The 21,538-nt window shown below is 55.8% G+C and carries 15 protein-coding genes; 9 read left to right on the top strand and 6 right to left on the bottom strand.

Translation table 11 applies throughout. The features are described 5' to 3' along the window. Positions 1–458 precede the first annotated feature (458 nt). The 4 genes from groL to IE083_RS10535 form a co-directional block, all read right to left on the bottom strand. Positions 459–2,102: a chaperonin GroEL gene (gene groL / locus IE083_RS10550; RefSeq protein WP_189353557.1), complete on the bottom strand. Its 1,644-nt coding sequence runs from the start codon at positions 2,100–2,102 to the stop codon at positions 459–461. A gap of 48 nt (positions 2,103–2,150) precedes the next feature. Beyond that, entirely contained in the window at positions 2,151–2,438 is a 288-nt protein-coding gene (gene groES, locus IE083_RS10545) for a co-chaperone GroES (RefSeq protein ID WP_047966754.1), read from the bottom strand. A 150-nt stretch (positions 2,439–2,588) separates the two neighbouring features. Beyond that, the gene (locus tag IE083_RS10540; protein ID WP_189353556.1) at positions 2,589–3,728 is read right to left on the bottom strand and encodes an MraY family glycosyltransferase; all 1,140 of its coding nucleotides are present in this window, start codon (positions 3,726–3,728) and stop codon (positions 2,589–2,591) included. A 303-nt stretch (positions 3,729–4,031) separates the two neighbouring features. Then, complete coding sequence (locus IE083_RS10535; RefSeq protein ID WP_189353563.1) at positions 4,032–4,310, bottom strand: hypothetical protein; 279 nt, start codon at positions 4,308–4,310, stop codon at positions 4,032–4,034. Here IE083_RS10535 and IE083_RS16040 point away from each other — a divergent pair. The 7 genes from IE083_RS16040 to IE083_RS10500 all read left to right on the top strand — a co-directional run bounded on the left by IE083_RS16040 (position 4,283) and on the right by IE083_RS10500 (position 10,837). Beyond that, complete coding sequence (locus tag IE083_RS16040) at positions 4,283–4,516, top strand: dTDP-4-dehydrorhamnose 3,5-epimerase family protein (protein ID WP_189353555.1); 234 nt, start codon at positions 4,283–4,285, stop codon at positions 4,514–4,516. The genes IE083_RS10535 and IE083_RS16040 overlap by 28 nt on opposite strands. A gap of 161 nt (positions 4,517–4,677) precedes the next feature. Then, the gene (locus IE083_RS10525) at positions 4,678–5,799 is read left to right on the top strand and encodes a DegT/DnrJ/EryC1/StrS family aminotransferase (RefSeq protein WP_189353554.1); all 1,122 of its coding nucleotides are present in this window, start codon (positions 4,678–4,680) and stop codon (positions 5,797–5,799) included. Next, entirely contained in the window at positions 5,799–6,374 is a 576-nt protein-coding gene (locus IE083_RS10520; protein ID WP_189353553.1) for an acyltransferase, read from the top strand. Before IE083_RS10525 ends, IE083_RS10520 begins: the two co-directional genes overlap by 1 nt. Continuing rightward, a complete protein-coding gene (locus tag IE083_RS10515) occupies positions 6,371–7,864 on the top strand; it encodes a lipopolysaccharide biosynthesis protein (RefSeq protein ID WP_189353552.1) in 1,494 nt (497 codons plus the stop codon). Before IE083_RS10520 ends, IE083_RS10515 begins: the two co-directional genes overlap by 4 nt. 203 nt (positions 7,865–8,067) lie before the next feature. Continuing rightward, positions 8,068–9,039, top strand: coding sequence for a WavQ (locus tag IE083_RS10510; protein WP_189353551.1), 972 nt, complete (start codon positions 8,068–8,070; stop codon positions 9,037–9,039). A gap of 78 nt (positions 9,040–9,117) precedes the next feature. Continuing rightward, a complete protein-coding gene (locus IE083_RS10505; RefSeq protein ID WP_189353550.1) occupies positions 9,118–10,023 on the top strand; it encodes a glycosyltransferase family 2 protein in 906 nt (301 codons plus the stop codon). Next, the gene (locus tag IE083_RS10500; RefSeq protein ID WP_229799714.1) at positions 10,010–10,837 is read left to right on the top strand and encodes a glycosyltransferase family protein; all 828 of its coding nucleotides are present in this window, start codon (positions 10,010–10,012) and stop codon (positions 10,835–10,837) included. Before IE083_RS10505 ends, IE083_RS10500 begins: the two co-directional genes overlap by 14 nt. 164 nt (positions 10,838–11,001) lie before the next feature. Here IE083_RS10500 and IE083_RS10495 read toward each other — a convergent pair whose 3' ends face one another. Together IE083_RS10495 and gltB are read right to left on the bottom strand one after the other, a co-directional pair. After that, positions 11,002–12,417 (bottom strand): glutamate synthase small subunit GltD family protein, encoded by a 1,416-nt coding sequence (locus IE083_RS10495; protein ID WP_189353549.1) that lies wholly within the window; start codon positions 12,415–12,417, stop codon positions 11,002–11,004. An 80-nt stretch (positions 12,418–12,497) separates the two neighbouring features. Next, positions 12,498–16,943, bottom strand: a complete 4,446-nt coding sequence (gltB, locus tag IE083_RS10490; RefSeq protein ID WP_189353548.1) for a glutamate synthase large subunit — start codon at positions 16,941–16,943, stop codon at positions 12,498–12,500. Between the two features lie 254 nt (positions 16,944–17,197). Here gltB and IE083_RS10485 point away from each other — a divergent pair, with 254 nt between their 5' ends. Both IE083_RS10485 and IE083_RS10480 read left to right on the top strand, forming a co-directional pair. Further along, positions 17,198–18,679: a phospholipase D-like domain-containing protein gene (locus IE083_RS10485; protein WP_229799713.1), complete on the top strand. Its 1,482-nt coding sequence runs from the start codon at positions 17,198–17,200 to the stop codon at positions 18,677–18,679. A 537-nt stretch (positions 18,680–19,216) separates the two neighbouring features. Then, positions 19,217–21,475, top strand: a complete 2,259-nt coding sequence (locus tag IE083_RS10480) for an arginine/lysine/ornithine decarboxylase (RefSeq protein WP_189353547.1) — start codon at positions 19,217–19,219, stop codon at positions 21,473–21,475. Positions 21,476–21,538: the final 63 nt, after the last annotated feature.

The raw sequence follows: 21,538 nt of genomic DNA, 5'->3' as shown, positions 1-21,538 counted from the left end.
TCCGGACAATTTGGCAGTTTCCCGCCAATGGTCCGTTTACACAAAATTCTGCACACCCTCATTCTGAAGGCGGTATAAACGGAAAAATCGTTGCCAATGCTGCTGAAGAAGGTGGTCGGTACAGTGAAGGCCACTGTGGGTGAGGATGGCGCTGAAAACGGCTTCAACAGTCGAATTTGTTACCTTTTCTGCTACTGCGGCAACACCACCGCAAAATCAGCGAAAAATTGGGCAATTTTGAAGAACGCAGCACCAAAGAAAAATCCCTTCAAAACATAGCGTTATGAAGGGATTTCTTTGATTTGCTACTAATTTGAAGCGGTGTAGCAAAAAGGTAGCAAACGTCGCTTAAATGCTGCTAAGAGCCGTTAAAACTGCTACCAATTTGCTACTTTTTGAGGCGCAAATCGCAAGATAACCGTTGATATTCAATAAGTTATCAACGGTCGCTTACAGAATTACATCATGCCGCCCATGCCGCCCATACCACCCATGCCGCCCATGTCCGGCATCGCTGGCTTGTCTTCCGGCAGCTCGGCAACCATGCAGTCGGTAGTCAGCATCAGGCCGGCGATGGACGCCGCGTTCTGCAGTGCGGTGCGGGTCACCTTGGCTGGATCCAGTACGCCCATTTCCAGCATGTCGCCGTATTCGCCGGACGCCGCGTTGTAACCGAAGTTACCCTTGCCTTCCAGTACCTTGTTCACCACCACCGATGGCTCGTCACCGGCGTTCTGCACGATCTGGCGCAGCGGGGCTTCGATCGCCTTCAGCACGATCTTCACACCGGCAGCTTGGTCGGCGTTGGAGGTAGCCAGGCTGGTCAGGGTGGAGCGGGCGCGCAGCAGGGCCACGCCGCCGCCAGGCACCACGCCTTCTTCAACGGCTGCACGGGTCGCGTGCAGCGCGTCTTCGACACGGGCCTTCTTCTCTTTCATTTCCACTTCGGTGGCAGCGCCAACCTTGATCACGGCCACACCGCCGGCCAGCTTGGCCACGCGCTCTTGCAGTTTTTCGCGGTCGTAGTCGGAAGTCGCGGCTTCGATCTGCTGGCGAACCTCGGCCACGCGCGCCTGGATGGCGGCAACGTCACCGGCGCCGTCGATGATGGTGGAGTTTTCCTTGCCCACTTCAACGCGCTTGGCTTGACCCAGCATTTCCAGGGTCACTTTTTCCAGGGTCAGGCCCACTTCTTCAGCGATCACGGTACCGCCGGTCAGGGTGGCGATGTCCTGCAGCATGGCCTTGCGACGGTCGCCGAAACCTGGCGCCTTCACGGCAACCACTTTCAGGATGCCGCGGATGGTGTTCACCACCAGGGTGGCCAGCGCTTCACCTTCCACGTCTTCGGCAACGATCAGCAGCGGACGGCCGGACTTGGCCACCTGCTCCAGCACCGGCAGCAGGTCGCGAATGTTGGAGATTTTCTTGTCGAACAGCAGGATGAACGGATTGTCCAGTGCGGCAATCTGTTTTTCCTGGTTGTTGATGAAGTACGGAGACAGGTAGCCGCGGTCGAACTGCATCCCTTCCACCACGTCCAGCTCGTTGTTCAGCGATTTGCCGTCTTCAACGGTGATCACGCCTTCCTTGCCGACTTTTTCCATCGCGGTAGCGATGATGTCGCCGATATCGCTATCGGAGTTGGCGGAGATGGAGCCAACCTGGGCGATTTCCTTGGTGGTCGCGCATGGCTTGGCGATCTTGGCGATCTCGCCAACCAGGGCAATCACGGCCTTGTCGATACCGCGCTTCAAGTCCATCGGGTTCATGCCGGCAGTCACGAACTTCATGCCTTCGTGCACGATGGCCTGGGCCAGTACGGTGGCGGTAGTGGTGCCGTCACCGGCCACGTCGGAAGTCTTGGAAGCGACTTCTTTCACCATCTGCGCGCCCATGTTCTCGAACTTGTCCTTCAGTTCGATTTCCTTGGCAACCGATACACCGTCCTTGGTGATGGTTGGCGCGCCGAAGGAGCGATCCAGTACCACGTTGCGGCCTTTCGGGCCGAGGGTCACTTTTACGGCATCAGCCAGCACATTGACACCCACCACCATCTTGGCGCGGGCGGAATCACCAAAGCGTACGTCTTTTGCAGCCATGTTCTTCAATCTCCAGAATTCAGTTCAATAAAACGGTAACGGGTCGGATTACTCGACGATACCCATTACGTCTTCTTCGCGCATTACCAGCAGCTCGTCGCCGTCAACCTTGACGGTCTGGCCGGAGTACTTGCCGAAAATAACCTTGTCGCCGACTTTGAGCTCCAGCGCGCGACGCTCGCCGTTTTCCAGAATCTTGCCGTTACCGACCGCAACAACCTGACCCATGTCCGGCTTTTCAGCAGCGGCGCCAGGCAGAACGATACCGGAAGCTGTCTTCTCTTCAGCCTCGAGGCGCTTGATAACAACACGATCGTGTAAAGGACGAATTGCCATTGATCTCTCCTAATAGCAGTGGCTGTTGAAAGATGGATACCTATCAAATCAGCAGATTGACCGAGCGATTAGCACTCGGCGCTTGCGAGTGCTAATGATAGGGACGTGACAAGGGGTTTTCAAGGGCGGGAGCCATCACAAAAAATACTATCAATCATCATTTTTTGATAGCAAAACAGTATTTTTATCGCGAGGCAATGAGCGATGCAACACCATCCAGCGGGGAGAGTGAAAACGGACAATCATGCGGTACAGGTATAGATAGGTCAGGACAAACAGCCCGGCACAAGCTATCAGCACCAATGAATTGTTCCAGAACAGCATGGCCGGCACCACCGAAAGTGAAGACAAGGCCCACAGATAAGGGGAAGTCATGCTGTTGCGTCTCGTCATGTGGCGAGCCTCTTTCGAGCCAACCATCCAGCGTACCAAGCGTCGGTACACCATCTGATGCAGATGCAGCGCATCAGGCGCCCCTACCGGACGCCCCTGTAAAAACTTCCGGCGATAGATCGAGAATAGCGTCTCAAAAACAGGATAAATGACCAGCAACAAAGGAAACCACGGCGAAACCTCCGGGTGTCGTGCCACCAGCAGCACCGACAGCTCTGCAATGAGAAAACCGATTAGGTAAGCACCACCGTCACCGGCAAAAATGGTCCCTTGCGGAAAGTTCCACAAAAGGAACCCCAAGACGGCACCCACTGCCGCAAAGCATAGCCCCATCAGCTGCGGATCATGAACCTTAAATGCGACATATGCCAAAGCCGTGAGAACGAATACTGACACCATGCCAGCCAAACCATTGTAACCATCGATGATATTGATCGAATGCGCTACACCACCAACAGCAAACACGGTAAACAACAAGGAAACGAACCAGTGACTAGCCAGCAGTTGATCCACACCCGGCAAATCCAGTCGTGACAAGCAGGCATCCAGCAGCCAGAATCCGAGAGCGGCAGCCAGGAACGTGGCCAGCAAGCGTGCCAACGGGCCAACCCGCTTGGTCAGGTCTTCGGCTAGCCCAGCGATAAAGGCCGGCTGTGCAACCGCCAGGAGCAGCAACCCCAGAGACGAGCCCGTCAACGAAGCAAGAATCAGCACTCCCGCGACTAGGCCAGCCATCACCGGGATGCCCCCGATACGCGGAACGGGGACCGCGTGAAATTTTTGCACACTCACGAGGTCATCATCACAGGAAATGCGATCATGGAGATGCCGAAAGCGGACCAGTAGCACACCGATGACAAAGGAGCAGAAGAACGCCCCAAGAAGAATAAAAAGCATGCCAAGCTCGATTAGCTAAGAGACCGAGAGTGAGTCTACTGCACAGGGATGCAGCCGGCGAGAACAAGAATGATCTGCATCCTACGACCGTGACGAGCTGCAACTCATAGTTATCAAAAACAACTACCAGCAACAAGGCCCGCTTGAGGTAAAAACGATGGGGCGAGGCTATGCTTGGCTGGAAGCTAGGGACGCATGAAACTATACTAAAAGCTAGCCAGTTTATTGCTACCGTTGAAAATCCTTATGGCCTGAAGCAGGCCTATAAGAAATGGTTCACGCACAAAAACAATTATACATAGCTCAACTGGAAAAATAGAAACAGTCGCTTAAAAAAGAACGCGCATGGAAAATATTCGTTGTAATTGTTGAAATACTGTTTCCAGAACGAATGATAGTCATCGACACCACACATCCAGAAATAAGAATCATTGAGCCTTCTGCATTTGGTGGAATCGTGGCTCTTTCTTCGAAAGCTTCAATCACAAATGCTTTGAAGAGCATTATCGGCGGCAAGATCGGTTGAGCAGGACAGTCATCCACGTCTGTCCCAAATGTTACTGTACGAGCAGAGCTACTCATTGCCGCATTATACCCAAGGCAAACTGGTGTACAGTTTTCTCGGTGAAGTTCCCGATGTAACGGTGGACATCCACAAGTCGTACTCGACCTTCGAGCAGTGGGTCGGGGTAAGTCTGTCAGCGAAGAACAAGCGGCAACTATGGATACCCGAAGGGTTTGCACATAGATTCTTGACTCTAGCCGACGCAGAGGTGTTCTTTGTATAAGAAAACGAACTATGTATTACATATCCCGAAAGTGCATGCCACATTCGGGGGATGCCACAAAACTGATTATAGACTGGCAAATTACTAGGCAACCTTCGCTACCAGAGGAAGATGCCAGTGGGGAAAGTCACAAAACTGCCGAGAAATTTGAATGAGCAACCATGCCAACACTGCCAAATAATTCTATCCCCGTAACACAGCCCTTTCTCCCCCCCCTAGAAGAGTTCATACCCTATCTGGAACATATATGGGAAAACCGCTGGCTTACTAATAACGGCCCATTCCATCAACAACTGGAGGAGGCGCTATGTGTCTACCTCGGTGTTCAACACATTTCGCTTTTTACTAATGGAACCATTGCACTTGTCACCGCATTGCAGGCATTACGCATCACAGGCGAGGTGATTACCACCCCATACTCTTTTGTAGCCACTAGTCATTCACTGTTATGGAATAACCTAAAACCAGTATTTGTGGATATCGACCCTCAAAATTTCAACCTTGACCCAGCCCGGATTGAAGCGGCCATTACCCCGCACACCACCGCTATCATGCCGGTCCACTGCTATGCCAACCCGTGTGATGTAGAGACTATTCAACGAATTGCGGACAACTATGGCTTACGCATCATATACGACGCAGCACATGCCTTTAGCATTAACTACAAAGATCAAAGTCTGTTACGCCACGGAGATCTATCTGTATTGAGTTTTCACGCTACCAAAGTATTCAATACATTCGAAGGTGGCGCCATTATTAGTCAAGATGCCAAGACCAAACAGCGTATCGACTACTTAAAGAATTTCGGGTTTGCTGATGAAGTTACGATTACTGCCCCAGGCATCAATGGAAAAATGAGTGAGTTCCAGGCCGCCTTTGGCCTGCTACAACTAAAATATGTTAACGAAGCAATTGCTTTACGTAAAAAAATTGATGATCAATATCGAATACACCTTGGGAAGGTGCCTGGAATAACCGTACCAATTCAATCAAATTACGCAACCCGCAACTACTCTTACTTCCCAATTCTTGTCGAAGAAAACTACCCCCTGACTCGCGATGAATTGTATGAAAAATTACGTCAAAACAATATTTTGGCACGACGCTACTTCTATCCACTAATTAGCGAAATGCCCATGTATCGTGGCTTAGCATCATCTAAAAGCGACAACCTCCCAATTGCACACCAAATGGCAAATAAAGTACTTTGTCTGCCAATTTATGCGGAGCTCAGCAAAGCAGAGCAAGCGCTCATATGTGAAATTATAAGGAGTGTCATCTAATGGCTTGGCTAAGCGCCACCCAGCTATCAACAATGGGCTTTGCCTCAATTGGAGAGAACGTACTTGTTTCAGATAAAGCATCCATTTACAACCCACAAAACATTTCCATTGGAAACAATGTTAGAATTGATGATTTCTGCATAATCTCTGCGGGTCATGGAGGGGTTAGTATAGGAAATTATGTTCACGTTGCAGCTTACAGCTCTCTAATTGGTTCAGGAAAAATCTCCCTTTCCGATTACAGCGGCCTATCCTCACGCGTATCCATCTATTCGAGCAATGATGATTACACAGGGGACAGAATGACAAATCCGACAGTCCCCCCCAAATACACTGGAGTCATCTCCGCGGACGTTTTCATTGGAAAACATGTAATTATTGGCAATGGATCAATTATTCTACCCGGGATTTCCTTAAACGATGGATCTGTCATAGCCGCATTAAGTCTAGTAAACAAAGATTGCGAGCCATTCAAAATTTACGGTGGCGTACCGGCAAAGCCATTGAAAGAAAGAAAGAAAAATTTACTCGACTTAGAAGTTCAATTTCTTGAAGACAAAAAAAATAAAACATGAGTTTAAAGAAAAACATTCTTTCCAACTATGCCGGTACCTTGATATCCACAGTTTTAAGCTTTTGGGTTGTCCCATTTTATATAAAATGGCTAGGTCCTGAAGCATATGGGTTAGTGGGAATTGCATCTTTGGTTCAGGGATGGGTTATGCTACTCAACGCAGGCTTGGCTCCCGTAGTCGGTCGTCAGGCGGCACGAGCACATGGAGGAGCTGCCGACTGGAATGAAACTGGACGACTTTTCCGCACAATTGACTGGCTAATGGCGGGTTTGTCATTGCTCGTCTTTTTAGGAATAGTATTTACAGGACCTTGGCTAGCAAATAATTGGCTGGAAAAAACCCACCTTGAAACTAAAACAGTATCCACTTCATTAACACTGTTAATTTTAATGACTTTGACACGCTTACTTTCCAGCGTCAGTCGTGGAGTCATCGCAAATATGGAGGCACAACTTTGGCTAAATGCAAATTTAGCCTTTTTCAACGCACTGCGATTTGCTGCATCCCTCCCCATTGTTTACACTTGGCGCAATATTGAAGTGCTATTTTCCTGGTGGGCAATAATAGCATTCATTGAATATTTTAGCATCCAGCGCAAAATAAATAAATTAATTCCAATTTCTATTCCACTATTTACATTCGATCATGTCGAATTAAAGAAGCATGGCCACATTATTGCGAGCCTTACTTTCACAAGTACAGTATGGATATTATTGACACAACTCGACAAACTAATTTTGTCTGGTATATTGTCACTCGAAAAATACGGCCACTATAGTATCGCCATACTATTGGCCAGTGGTATTTTGATATTAGCACAACCAGTAAGCCAAGCATTTCAACCAAGAATGACAAAGGCGTTTTCACAAGGTGGGACAAAGTTAATCACCGAAGAACTAATATTATGCACCCAACTTCTGGTATTGCTGATTGCCCCAATCGGTGCTGTGCTTTTTGCAATGCCAGAATCTGTTGTATACATATGGACAGGGGACTACGCAGTTTCGACTAACGTTGCTAACGTGTTGCGAGGTTATGTTATTGGAAACACTTTGATTGCGATTGGAGGACTGCTTTATCTTATGCAGCTTGCCATTGGCAATATAAAATGGCATCTACGTGGCAATTTGATTTTTGCTATGATATTGATCCCAACAGTGCCCTGGGTAGCAAAACAATATGGTGCAGAAGGTGCAGGGTGGTTGTGGGCAGGAATTAATCTATTTCTTTTTCTTGGCTGGAATTCGTTTCTTCTTTCAAAGCTAGCCCCAGCTATACGTGCACGCTGGTTATGGCGAGATACACTTACACCATTGGCAACAGCCTTTTTCTCTGCATGGCTAGTAACAAAATTTATACAGCCCGAGCACCCTAATCGACTCTATTTATTTGCATTAGCTTTACTGGTAATGCTCACATCGACTCTCGCGCTGTTAGTAACAACGCCAGAAATTAGACAAAGAGTAAAATACAAAATATTTTCTTATTAAAGCATTTGAATAGAAAACCAATCATCCAGCGAAACATTTTCCAAAATTGAAATAGTGCCTTCAAAAACACAACCATCAATCAAACCACCAAAAGTTTCCGTATGTATTTTTACATCCAATCATGAAGACTACATTTCAGATTGTTTGATGAGCGTGATCACTTGTGGCTATGATTGAGTCGATGTCAAATAAAGGTAGCGTACGTGGTTATAAAATTCCTGGTGGTATCCCCACCCTTTCAAGAAACATCTGGTGGTGTCGTTGTGCTACACAAACTGTGCGACATCCTCAATGAGTTGGGATACTCTTCGTATATATATCCCCATATTAATGCTAGACCTTATTATCACGGCCAGCGATTAAAAACGATTTTCTTAGGAATTTATGATGACATAAAATTGTTTTCCTATATTTTTTTACATAAATTCCAGCTTAACCCCAAATACAATACACCGCTATTAAAATCCTGCCATTCAGTTCGTGACAGCCATGAGTGGATAGTGATTTACCCAGAAATAGTTGATGGCAACCCAGTGGCTGCGAAAAACGTTGTTAGATGGTTCTTGCATCGTCCCGGCTTTCATACAAATCAAGTTTTTTATGGCACAGGAGAGTTGTACTATAGATTCAATGATGCAATGCGTTCGATCCAAATCGAAGGCTCTACCATGGCTGATGATTTATTGAGAGTAATTAGTTTCCCCACCGAACACTACAATATGGATGGAGTCTCTAAAGAGCGAAAAGGCACTGCATATTGTCTTCGAAAAGGAAAAGGAAAGAAAATCGTCCACGATCTGAATGACTCAATATTGATAGATGGCATGAGTCACAGCGAAGTAGCGGCAGTTTTAAAAAAAGTGAAACGATTCATATCGTACGATACGTATACCGCTTATTCCATTTTTGCAATACTATGCGGCTGTGAATCTATTGTTATCCCTGATGATGGAATTAGCGAAGAGCAATGGTATCCAAGCGAAGAGGATCGCTATGGTATTGCATATGGATTTGACCGCATAGACTGGGCCGCATCCACACGAGAGTTGCAGATTTCTAGAGCCATTACAGAGCACGAACGTACAATCGCAACCGTTGATAAATTTGCCAAATCAGCTATTGATTTTTTTCATCTTCTTCATCATAAAAATCAAATTAAATTCTTACTCCATTAAATTTTGAAAACCAAATAATACAATAAAACATCAAAAACTTGCAAAATAGCGCACCACAGAAACACCACAGACAGGGGCGTGAAAATACAATCGAAAAAAATGCAAATTTGCTCAATAATAGTAAGTTTCAACCCTGATCTAAGCAATATTATTTGCTTAGCAGAGGCTCTTGTAGAACAAGGATCTTTTGTTGTCATCATCGACAATAATTCTTCAAACAAAAATTCCCTAAAAAATAAAGTGCAAACCCTAGATCGGGCACATCTATTCCTTCTAGAAAAAAACACTGGAATTGCACACGCTCAAAACATAGGAATCGAATATGCAGAGAAGAATAATTTTACTAAAATTTTTTTCTTTGACCAAGATAGCACCATTGACAGCAGCTATCTAAAAAAACAAACCCAAACATTTTCTTGTATAAAAGCACAACAACCAAATCTAGCGGCTCTTGGCCCCGCCTTTGTCGACAAGCAACACGGTTTTCATTACAAGATCGTCAATATTGACCGCTATGGTAGACGTACCAAGATTGATACCCAGCATTTGGAGAAGCCTTTCGCAGCATCGCTGATCATCTCTTCTGGCAGCCTTGTTGCGGCGGATGCCTTGCGCGCCATCGGCCCGATGGATGAGCGCTTCTTCATTGATTATGTCGATACCGAATGGTGTCTGCGTGCGCAGGCCAAGGGTTACAGCATCTATGTCAACCCTCAGGTACAGATGCTGCACTCAATCGGCGACAACTCTCTCAAGTTGTTGAAATGGCGCGTACCGGTGCATAGCGCATTCCGCCGTTATTACCGTATCCGCAATGCCTTTTTCCTGCTGAAGATGCCGCATGTTCCAACCTTGCTGGCAGTACGGGAAATTGCCTTCAACCTGGTGCATCAGATGGTATTGATTCTGTTTGGACAGAACAAAATGGGTTATGTGAGTTCGCTGTGGCGTGGGTTGAAGGATGGACTGAATGGAAAGTACTGAAATGTCCAAGCTCTTTGCGTCCATCGTGCTGTACAAGCATCAGTATCAGGATGTGAAACCCACTATAGATGCACTGCTTGGCTGTCACAGCCTGCAGGGCCTCGTTTTGGTGGACAATGGTGGCTGTGCATGGGCAGATCAGCTGGAGGAGCGCAGGGTTCACTATATTCGCTCTGATCGTAATGGTGGTTATGGTCATGGCCATAATCAGGCTATCCGAGCCTTTGCCGAACAAGCGGATTACTTTCTGATTTGCAATCCGGACATTCAGTTTCACAGCGCGGATCTGGACTGTTATCTAGCCGGGCTGAGTGGACATGCTGCGAGCTTGTTCATGCCGCGCATCGTTTACCCCGATGGCACGCAGCAGGAGCTGTGCAAGCTGCTCCCCAGCCCGGCCAATCTGTTTGTGCGCCGTTTCCTGCCCGCGCTGGCGGAGACGCTGGAGCAGCGCTACATGCTGCGCCATGCCGACTTTGACAAGGCCTTCTTTGCCCCGTCGCTATCCGGCTGCTTCATGTTGTTCCGCGCCGCGGCGCTGCAACAGTTGAACGGCTTTGATGACAATTTCTTCATGTATATGGAGGATGTCGATCTGTCACGTCGCTGTGCAGTGCAGTTTGGCAATCTGTATCTGCCGGGCATGACCGTGACCCATCATTTTGCCAAGGCATCGTATACCGACCGGAAATTGCTGAAAGCCCATATCCGCTCAGCCGTGCAGTATTTCAACAAGTGGGGATGGCTGTTTGACCAGACTCGCCGCATGCTGAACAAAGCTTGTCTGGCACAATTGCCTAGAAAAAAGGCCTGATCGGACAGGCACGGCTGGTTGCAGATAGTATTTCAGGTATGCTGAAAGACTAAATTTCACTTACAACCACTCTCTATACAGAGCTTAGGCAAGTATTGAATGCAATTTTTGCCTCATAAAAAACCCCGCCTTGTTTGGCGGGGCTTTTTATGCGTTGGTTAGGACTACCACACCTGCAAGTAGCTCAGCATTCCCTCCGCCGCCTGCCGCCCTTCGAACACCGCCCGCACCACAAGATCGGCTCCACGCACCTGGTCGCCGCCGGCGAAGATTTTCGGGTTGCTGGTCTGGTGCTTGAACTGCTGCTTTTCAGGTGCCACGGTGCGGCCGCGCTTGTCGGTCTTGATACCGGTGTGGCCAAACCAGTCTGCCGCTTCGGTCTGGAAACCGAAGGCGATCACGACGTGGTCGCACTCGATGATCTGCTCCGAGCCCTCCACCACCTCGGCGGCACGACGACCCTTCTCGTCCGGTGCACCCAGACGGGTTTCCGCCAGGTGCAAGCGCAGGCTGCCGTCGGCGCCTTCACCGATGCCCAGCGGCTGGCGGTTCCACAGGAATTCGACACCCTCTTCCTTGGCATTGCCGACTTCGCGCTTGGAGCCCGGCATGTTGGCCTCATCGCGGCGATAGGCACAGATCACGCTCTTGGCGCCCTGGCGGATGGCGGTGCGGTTGCAGTCCATCGCGGTATCGCCACCACCCAATACCACCACGCGCTTGTCCTGCATCGACTGGTGCGCCTCGCCTTCCGGTAGCGTACCCATGCTGTGGCGCACGTTGTTGATCAGGAACGGCAGCGCTTCCAGCACGCCGGGCAGATACTCACCGTCGAAGCCGCCCTTCATGAACTTGTAGGCGCCCATGCCCATGAATACCGCGTCGTATTCTTCCAGCAGCTCATCGATGGTGACGTGCACGCCGATCTCGGTGTTGAGACGGAAGGTGACGCCCATCTCTTCCATGATCAGGCGGCGGGTCTTGATCACGCTCTTTTCCAGCTTGAACTCGGGGATGCCGAAGGTGATCAGGCCGCCGATTTCCTCGTAGCGGTCAAACACCACCGGCTTGACGCCATTGCGCACCAGCACGTCGGCACAGGCAAGGCCGGCCGGGCCGGCGCCGATGATGGCCACCTTCTTGTCGGTCCACACCACCTTGGACATGTCCGGCCGCCAGCCGGCCTTGAATGCCTCGTCGGTGATGTATTTCTCGATACTGCCGATGGTGACGGCACCGAAGCCGCCCTGCTCCAAGGTGCAGGCACCTTCGCACAGGCGATCCTGCGGGCAGACGCGGCCGCAGATTTCCGGCAGGCTGTTGGTCTTGTGCGACATCTCCGCCGCCTCGAACAGCTTGCCCTCCTTCACCAGTTTCAGCCAGTTGGGGATGTAGTTATGTACCGGGCACTCCCATTCGCAGTAGGGGTTGCCACAGGACAGGCAGCGTCCGGCCTGGTCACAGGCATCCACACTGTGCAGCGGGGTGTAAATCTCTTTGAATTCGATCTTGCGCACCGCGGCTTCGACCTTGTCGCCGGGGTTGCGCGAGAGCTTCATGAACTGGAAAACGTCACCCATGATCATTCCTCCGTCCTTGCGGCCAACGTTGGCCGCAAGGCGTTTCTTTCTTGTTCGGGGGCGGACAGGCCGCCCGTCGCTTAGTCTTTCAGCAGGCTGTCGAGCTTGGCCGCCTTCGGTTTCACCAACCAGAAGTAGTCGACGTAGTCGTCGAAGTTCTCCAGCATCGCACGGCCTGTTTCGGAACCGGTCAGCTCGACATGCTTGGCGATCTTCTCCAGCAGGTAGGCGCGGTACATGCCCATCGCCTCGCCGTTGATCAGGTTGATGTCCACCAGCTCGTTATTGTAGCGGTAGGCAAACTTCTCGGCCCGGTCGAACACGAAGGCGAAGCCACCGGTCATGCCGGCACCGAAGTTGTAGCCGGTCTCGCCCAGCACGATGACGCTGCCGCCGGTCATGTACTCGCAGCAGTGGTCACCGGCACCCTCGATCACCGCCAGCGCACCGGAGTTGCGCACCCCGAAGCGCTCGCCGGCCACGCCGGCCGCAAACAGCTGGCCACCGGTGGCGCCGTACAGGCAGGTATTGCCGATGATGATGGACTCGTCCGGCTTGTAGGCGGCGTCCTTCGGCGGATAGATCACCACACGGCCACCGGCCATGCCCTTGCCGACGTAGTCGTTGGCATCGCCTTCCAGTTCTAGGTGCAGGCCCGGTGCGTTCCATACACCGAAACTCTGGCCGGCAGAACCGCTGAACTTCACCTTCAGGCAGCCGAACGGCAGGCCGGCGGCACCGTGCACGCGGGCGATCTCGCCGGACAGGCGCGCGCCGATGGAGCGGTGGATGTTCTCGATGTTGTAACGCAGTTCCAGCATCTGCTTGTTGTGGATCGCCGGCAGCGCATCCTTGAGGATCTGCTCGGCCAGCTCACCCTTGTCGAACGAGGGGTTGGAATCGGTGACACAGAAACGCGGCACGTCATCCGGTACCGTGCCCTGCGACAGCAGTGGCGCCAGGTTCAGCTTGTGCTGCTTGCCGGTGACGCCGGCCTCGAGGTTGAGCAGCTCCATGCGGCCGATCAGCTCTTCCATGTTGCGGGCGCCGAGCTTGGCCATCCACTCGCGGGTTTCCTGCGCGATGAACAGGAAGTAGTTCATCACCATTTCCGGCAGGCCGATGAAATACTTGGAGCGCAGCTTCACCTCCTGGGTGGCGATGCCGGTCGCGCAGTTGTTCAGGTGGCAGATGCGCAGGAACTTGCAGCCCAGTGCAATCATCGGCCCGGTGCCGAAGCCGAAGCTCTCGGCCCCCATCAGCGCCGCCTTGATCACGTCGAGGCCGGTCTTCAGGCCGCCGTCGGTCTGCACCCGTACGCGGCCGCGCAGGCCGTTGGCACGCAGCACCTGCTGCGCCTCGGTCAGGCCCAGCTCCCATGGGCTGCCGGCGTACTTCACCGACGCCAGCGGACTGGCTCCGGTACCGCCGTCATAACCGGAGATGGTGATCAGGTCGGCGTAGGCCTTGGCCACGCCGGCGGCGATGGTGCCCACACCCGGCTCGGCCACCAGTTTCACCGACACCAGCGCGGTCGGGTTGACCTGCTTCAGGTCGAAGATCAGCTGCGCCAGGTCTTCGATGGAGTAGATGTCGTGGTGCGGCGGCGGCGAGATCAGCGAGATGCCCGGCTTGGAGCAGCGCAGCTTGGCGATCAGCGGCGACACCTTGTCGCCCGGCAGCTGGCCGCCTTCACCCGGCTTGGCGCCCTGCGCCACCTTGATCTGCAGCACTTCGGCGTTGACCAGATAGTGCGGGGTGACGCCAAAACGGCCGGACGCCACCTGCTTGATCTTGGACATCTTCTCGGTGCCGTAACGCGACGGGTCTTCGCCGCCTTCACCGGAGTTGGAGCGGCCGCCGAGGCGGTTCATCGCGGTGGCCATCGCCTCGTGCGCTTCCGGAGACAGCGCGCCCAGCGACATGCCGGCGGAGTCGAAACGCTTGAGGATGCTTTCCACCGGCTCCACCTCGTCGATGGAGATCGGGGTGATGTCGTCGAAGTTCAGCGTCATCAGGTCGCGGAACATCGCCACCGGACGGTTGTTGACCAGTTCGGCGTACTGCTTGTAGGCGTCGTAGTCGGTGTTCTGCACCGCCTTCTGCAGCGTCATCACCACGTCCGGGTTGTAGGCGTGGTACTCCTCGCCGTGCACGTACTTCAGCAGGCCGCCCTGCGGCACCGCCCGCATCGGGTTGAACGCCAGCTTGGACAGCTTCTGCTGGTCGTCCTCGAAGTCGTCGAAGTTGGCGCCGGAGATGCGCGACACCGTGCCCTTCAGGCACAGCGCCACCACGTCTTCGTGCAGGCCGATACCTTCGAACAGCTGCGCACCGCGGTAGCTGGCGATGGTGGAGATGCCCATCTTGGACAGCACCTTCATCAGGCCCTTGTTGATGCCCTTGCGGTAGTGCTGCAGTGCCTCGTTGATCTTGAGGTTGACGTCACCGGTGGCCACCAGGTCAACAATGCTCTGGTACGCCAGGTACGGGTACACCGCGGTGGCGCCGTAGCCGATCAGCGCGGCCATCTGGTGCGGGTCGCGCACGGTACCGGTTTCCAGCAGGATGTTGGACTTGCAACGCAGGCCGGCATCGATCAGCGCGTGGTGTACGGCACCGGTGGCGAACAGTGCGTGGATAGGCAGACGGTTGGCCGCAATGGTGCGGTCGGACAGCACCACGATCACGGTGCCCTCCTGTACCGCCTCGACCACGTGGGCGCACAACTTACGGATCGCCTGTTCCAGATTGCCTTCGGCCGGGTCGTAGCACAGGTCGAAGGTGGTGGCCTTCAGGTAGGCTTCCGGACGGGTGGTGATGCGCAGGAATTTCTCGCGCGACAGCACCGGGCTGCGCACTTCCAGCCGCTTGGCGTGCTCGGCGGTTTCCTCGAACATATTGCGCTCGGGGCCGAACACGGTGTTCAGCGACATCACGATCGCTTCGCGGATCGGGTCGATCGGCGGATTGGTCACCTGCGCGAACTGCTGGCGCAGGTAGTCGAACGGCGAGCGTACCTTCTGGCTCAGCACCGCCATCGGGGTGTCGTCACCCATCGAACCGACCGCCTCCTGGCCGTCCTCGGCCAGCACGCGCAGGATCTGGTCGCGCTCTTCAAAGCTGATGTTGAACAGCTTCTGGTAGGTGAGCAGCTGCTCTTTCGGCCACGCTTCCAGGCCGGCGTCGTCCTCGATTGACAGCTCCAGACGCGAACCGGCGTCCTTGATCCACTGCCGGTACGGCTTGGCGGACTTGAGCTGCGCATCGATGTCTTCCGGGTACAGGATCTCGCCGGTCTGCAGGTCGGCGGCGAACAGCTGGCCCGGCTTGACGCGGCCCTTCTTCACCACGTCTTCCGGCTTGTAGTCCCAGACACCGACTTCGGAGGCGATGGTGAGGATGTTGTCCTTGGTCAATACCCAGCGCGCCGGGCGCAGGCCGTTGCGGTCCAGCATGCAGCCGGCGTAGCGGCCGTCGGTCAGTACGATGCCGGCCGGGCCGTCCCACGGCTCCATGTGCATGGAGTTGAATTCGTAGAACGCGCGCAGGTCCTTGTCGGTGGAGTCGACGTTCTGCCATGCCGGCGGCACCAAGAGGCGCAGCGCACGGAACAGCGGAATGCCGCCCATCAGCAGGCCTTCCAGCATATTGTCCAGCGACATCGAATCGGAGCCGTCGGTCTGCACGATCGGGCGGATGGCGTCCATGTCGATGTGCGGCGAGGACATGATGCGCTCGCGCGCGCGCGCCCAGTGGCGGTTGCCCTGCACGGTGTTGATCTCGCCGTTGTGGGCGAGGAAGCGGAACGGCTGCGCCAGTTTCCACTGCGGCCAGGTGTTGGTGGAGAAGCGCTGGTGGAACACCGCCAGGCTGGACTCGAAACGCGGATCGGACAGGTCGAGGTAGAACTTGTGCAGGTTGTCCGGCGTAATCAGACCCTTGTACGACAGCGTGTGCGGCGACAGCGTCGGCAGGTAGAAGTAAGGGTCGTCGGCCTTGTTGGCCTTTTCCGCCTGGCGGCGGCCCATGTACAGGCGGCGCTGGAACGACAGCTCGTCCATGCCGAACGGACAGTTGACGAACACCTGGTAGAAGCTCGGCAGCGACGCCAACGCCTGCTCGCCACAGGCGGCGAGGTCGATCGGCACCGCACGGAAGCCCGCCACTTCCAGCCCCTGCTGCTCCAGATATTCCTTCAGCCGGTTGCGGCTGCGCTCGCCCTCTTGCGGGTGCGCAAAAACCAGCCCGGCGGCGTACACTGCCTTGAGGCTGATGCCGGCTTCGGCGGCCACTTCGCGCAGGAAGCCGTCCGGCTTGCGGAACAGCAGGCCACAGCCGTCACCGGATTTGCCGTCGGCGGCGACGGCACCTCGGTGCGTCAGCTTGGCCAGCGAGGAAATGGCGGTATTCACCAGCCAGTGCGACGGTTTGTCGTCCAGTTGCGCGATCAAGCCGAAACCGCAGCTGTCTTGTTCGAAGTCGGGGCGATATAAGGTGCCCTCCAACCAGCGCTGTCTGTCCATTCTAGGTCCCTGATTATAATGTGTAGCGAATGGATTGATTCTAAGGTCAAGATAGCTGACCTGCAACCGCTTTTTGTGCGACGCATTATCAACATAAAATCAATGACTTGCCTTGTTTTTATGCAAAAGAAATACAACGCAAACACCACAAAAGTTTATGTTTAAGAGACATCAACATTCAAAAACACGACCAGCGCAAGCCACGTCGGACACCCTACAAACTACTGTGTAATGTATACAAAACAGGATAGGCAATGAGCATGCGCGACGGTCGCCCCGCCCCCACCACCAGCCTGTTCCGCCAGCTGGCCGAACAGGCGCTGGCGCGCTCGGCCGGCGCCCCGCTGGTGGCCGGCAACCGCGTCGAGCTGCTGTTCGACGCTGCGGCCAACTTTGCCGCCTGGCTGGACGCCATCGCCCGCGCCGAGCACAGCATCCTGGTCGAAATGTACCTGTTTGCCGACGACGACTTCGGCCGCCGGCTGCGCGGCGCGCTGCAGGACAAGGCGCGGCAAGGCGTCAGGGTGTACCTGCTCTACGACTGGCTGGGCTGCTGGCGTGAACACTACCGCGGCTTTTTCAAGCCGCTGCAGCAGGCCGGTGCCGAGGTGCGGGTATGGCAGCCGCCCTCGTTCGGCAAGGGCTTCCGCCTGCTGGGCCGCGACCACCGCAAGCTGATTGTGGTCGACGGCCACACCGCCTTCATCGGTGGGCTGTGCGCCAGCTCGCGCTGGAACGACTGGCGCGATACCGGGCTGCGGCTGCAGGGGCCGTTGCTGGACGATGCCGTCACCGCCTTTGCCGACAGCTGGCTGCACGCCGGCGACGGCGCGCTGCCGGCCGTCGCCACCGACCACGGCAGCCATGGCGATGTCGCCGCACGCCTGATCGCCACCACCCCGGCCACCGCCAACCTGATGCGGCTGGACCTGCTGATCGCCGGCTTTGCGCGGCGGCGGCTGTGGCTGACCGACGCCTACTTCATGGGCACCAGCACCTACCTCACCGCCTTGCAGCAGGCGGCGCGCGACGGCGTCGACGTGCGCCTCTTGGTGCCGCGCGCCAGCGACATCGGCTGGATCGCCACCGTGTCGCGCACGCTGTACCGGCCGCTGCTCAGCGCCGGGGTGCGGGTGTTCGAGTGGGACGGCACCATGATCCACGCCAAGACCGCGGTCGCCGACAGCCGCTGGGCGCGCATCGGCTCCACCAATCTCAATGTCTCCAGCTGGCTGGCTAATCGCGAGCTGGACCTGGCGATCGAGGACGAGGCGCTGGCGCGGCAGATGGAAGCCCGCTTCCTGCACGACCTGGACCACGCTACCGAGGTCGTGCTCAGCGGCCAGCACCTGCGTCCGGCGCTGAAACACGCACGCAGTGCGCGCCACCGGCTGCCGGTACGGCAGCAGGCGGTGGTCGGCGCCACCGCCGCCGCACGCCAGGCGCTGCGCATCGGCGATGCCGTCGGCGCCGCAGTGCGTGGCACCCGCAGCGTGGAACAGAGCGAGGCGGCGTCCTTCCTCAGTATCGCGCTGACCCTGCTCGGCCTCACGCTGCTGCTGTTGCTGTTTCCGTGGCTGGCGGCGCTGCCGCTGGCGCTGCTGCTCGGTTTTGCCGGCATCTCGGTGCTGCTGCGCGCCGCCACGCTGTACCGTCGCCGCTGGCAAAAAAAACAACACCCGGCCGCGCCCGCCAGGCCGGACAAACCGCCGCCGGACGATGAGGTTAAGCCTTGATTTTGCGATCATCCGCCGCCCCCCGGCCGGCCTTGCCCGGCACCGTATTACCGCGAAATGACGGCGGTGGCGGGGGCACGATACTGCTGTGCAACATCTGCGCCGCCATTGCCGCTACAATGCGCGCTTTCTTGGGTTATTCGAAGGTGTTATCCGTTGCGGCCAACCTTGCGGGGCCACCCGGACGACAACACCCTAAGCCGGCAGACGTGAAGGCAAAGCAAGGCTTTGCCCAGTGCGGACCGCGGTGCAAAGCGCCCCTTTGCTCCGGCCTTGCGCCCGATTTCCATCGTGGCGGCAAGACGGAAAAACCACGCGCCTCAAGGCCAGCCATCCAGGGCGGCGGCATCACGTCGTACGTACAGAACTGTGCCCCAACGCGCACCGAGTGACACTTCCGGCCATGCCGCGAAGGCCGTAACAGGCGTTACAGGTGCCCGGGACCACCCCTGCCCGCAGCGGGGAACCCAAGCCTTCGTCTGAAGCCGCCTTGCGCATCACGGCAGTGTCCGAGTTAACCGCAACAAGGACTCAGGTATGCGTTTTCACTTCCCGATCGTCATCATCGACGAAGATTTCCGTAGCGAGAACACCAGCGGCTCCGGCATCCGCGAGCTGGCCAACGCCATCCAGGCCGAAGGCATGGACGTGATCGGCTACACCAGCTACGGCGACCTGACTTCGTTCGCGCAGCAGCAAAGCCGCGCCGCCGGCTTCATCCTGTCGATCGACGACGAGGAATTCCAGACCGACGAAGATGCCACCTCGGCACTGGGCAGCCTGTACGGCTTCGTCGCCGAAATCCGCCGCCGCAACCCGGACATCCCGGTTTACCTGTACGGCGAGACGCGCACCGCGCGCCACATCCCCAACGACATCCTGCGCGAGCTGCATGGTTTCATCCACATGCACGAGGACACCCCGGAATTCGTGGCGCGCCACATCATTCGCGAGGCCAAGAGCTACCTCGACACCCTGGCGCCGCCGTTCTTCCGCGCACTGGTCAACTACGCGCAGGACGGCTCCTACTCCTGGCACTGCCCCGGCCACTCCGGCGGCGTGGCCTTCCTGAAATCGCCGGTCGGCCAGATGTTCCACCAGTTCTTCGGCGAAAACATGCTGCGCGCCGACGTGTGTAATGCGGTGGAAGAGCTGGGCCAGCTGCTGGACCACACCGGCCCGGTGGCGGCGTCGGAGCGCAATGCGGCACGCATTTTCAGCTCCGATCACTGCTTCTTCGTCACCAACGGCACCTCGACCTCGAACAAGATCGTATGGCACAGCACCGTCGCCGCCGGCGACATCGTGCTGGTGGACCGCAACTGCCACAAGTCCAACCTGCACGCGATCATGATGACCGGCGCCATTCCGGTGTTCCTGATGCCGACGCGCAACCACTACGGCATCATCGGCCCGATCCCGAAGGCGGAATTCTCGCTGGACGCGATCCGCGCCAAGATCGCGGCCAACCCGTTCGCCCGCGAGGCGCTGGAAAAGAACCCGAACGCCAAGCCGCGCATCCTGACCATCACCCAGTCCACCTACGACGGCATCATGTACAACGTCGAGGAGATCAAGGGCATTCTGGATGGCGAGGTGGACACCCTGCACTTCGACGAAGCATGGCTGCCGCACGCCAGCTTCCACGACTTCTACGGCGACTTCCACGCCATCGGCGAAGGCCGCCCGCGCTGCAAGGAGTCGATGATTTTCTCGACGCAATCCACGCACAAGCTGCTGGCCGGCATCTCGCAGGCGTCGCAGATCCTGGTGCAGGACCCGCAGAACCGCCAGCTGGACACCCACAGCTTCAACGAAGCCTACCTGATGCACACCTCCACCAGCCCACAGTACGCGATCATCGCCAGCTGCGACGTGGCGGCGGCGATGATGGAACAGCCGGGCGGCCAGGCACTGGTCGAGGAATCGCTGGCCGAGGCGCTGGAATTCCGCCGCTCGATGCGCAAGGTGGACGAGGAGTACGGCGAGGACTGGTGGTTCCGCGTGTGGGGTCCGGAGAAGCTGTCGGAAGACGGCATCTGCGACCCGCAGGACTGGGAGCTGAAAACCGGCGAAACCTGGCACGGCTTTGCCGGCATCGAGGACGGCTTCAACCTGCTGGACCCGATCAAGGCCACCATCCTGACCCCGGGCCTGAACGTGGACGGCAGCTTCGAAGAGCTGGGCATCCCGGCGTCGATGGTGACCAAGTACCTGGCCGAACACGGCGTGGTGGTGGAAAAAACCGGCCTGTACAGCTTCTTCATCATGTTCACCATCGGCATCACCAAGGGCCGCTGGAACACGCTGCTGGCGGCGCTGCAACAGTTCAAGGACGATTTCGACAAGAACCAGCCGCTGTGGCGCTGCATGCCGGACTTCATCGCCAGCCATCCGGAGTACGAGCGCGTCGGCCTCAAGGACCTGTGCCTGAAGATCCACCGCGCCTACCACGAGCACAACGTGGCGCGCCTGACCACCGAGATCTACCTGTCGGAAATGGTGCCGGGCATGAAGCCGTCGGACGCGTTTGCCAAGATGGCGCACCGCGAGGTCGAGCGCGTGCCGGTGGACCAGCTGGAAGGCCGCATCACCGCGGTGCTGCTGACCCCGTATCCGCCGGGCATCCCGCTCTTGATCCCGGGCGAGGTGTTCAACAAGACCATCGTCGACTACCTGCGCTTCACCGAGCAGTTCAACCGCGGCTTCCCCGGCTTCGAGACCGACGTGCACGGCCTGATCGCCGAGGTGCGTGACGGCAAGAAGACCTACTTCGTGGATTGCGTGAAAGCCTGATCCCGAACGCTGGAAAACGATGCGGCCAACCTTATAAAAGGTTGGCCGCATTTTTCATGGCGG

The sequence above is a fragment of the Vogesella fluminis genome (assembly GCF_014652335.1).
Classification (GTDB): Bacteria; Pseudomonadota; Gammaproteobacteria; order Burkholderiales; family Chromobacteriaceae; genus Vogesella; species Vogesella fluminis.
Note: the sequence above shows the minus strand (reverse complement) of the source record. Positions and strands in the feature narration are given on the sequence as shown.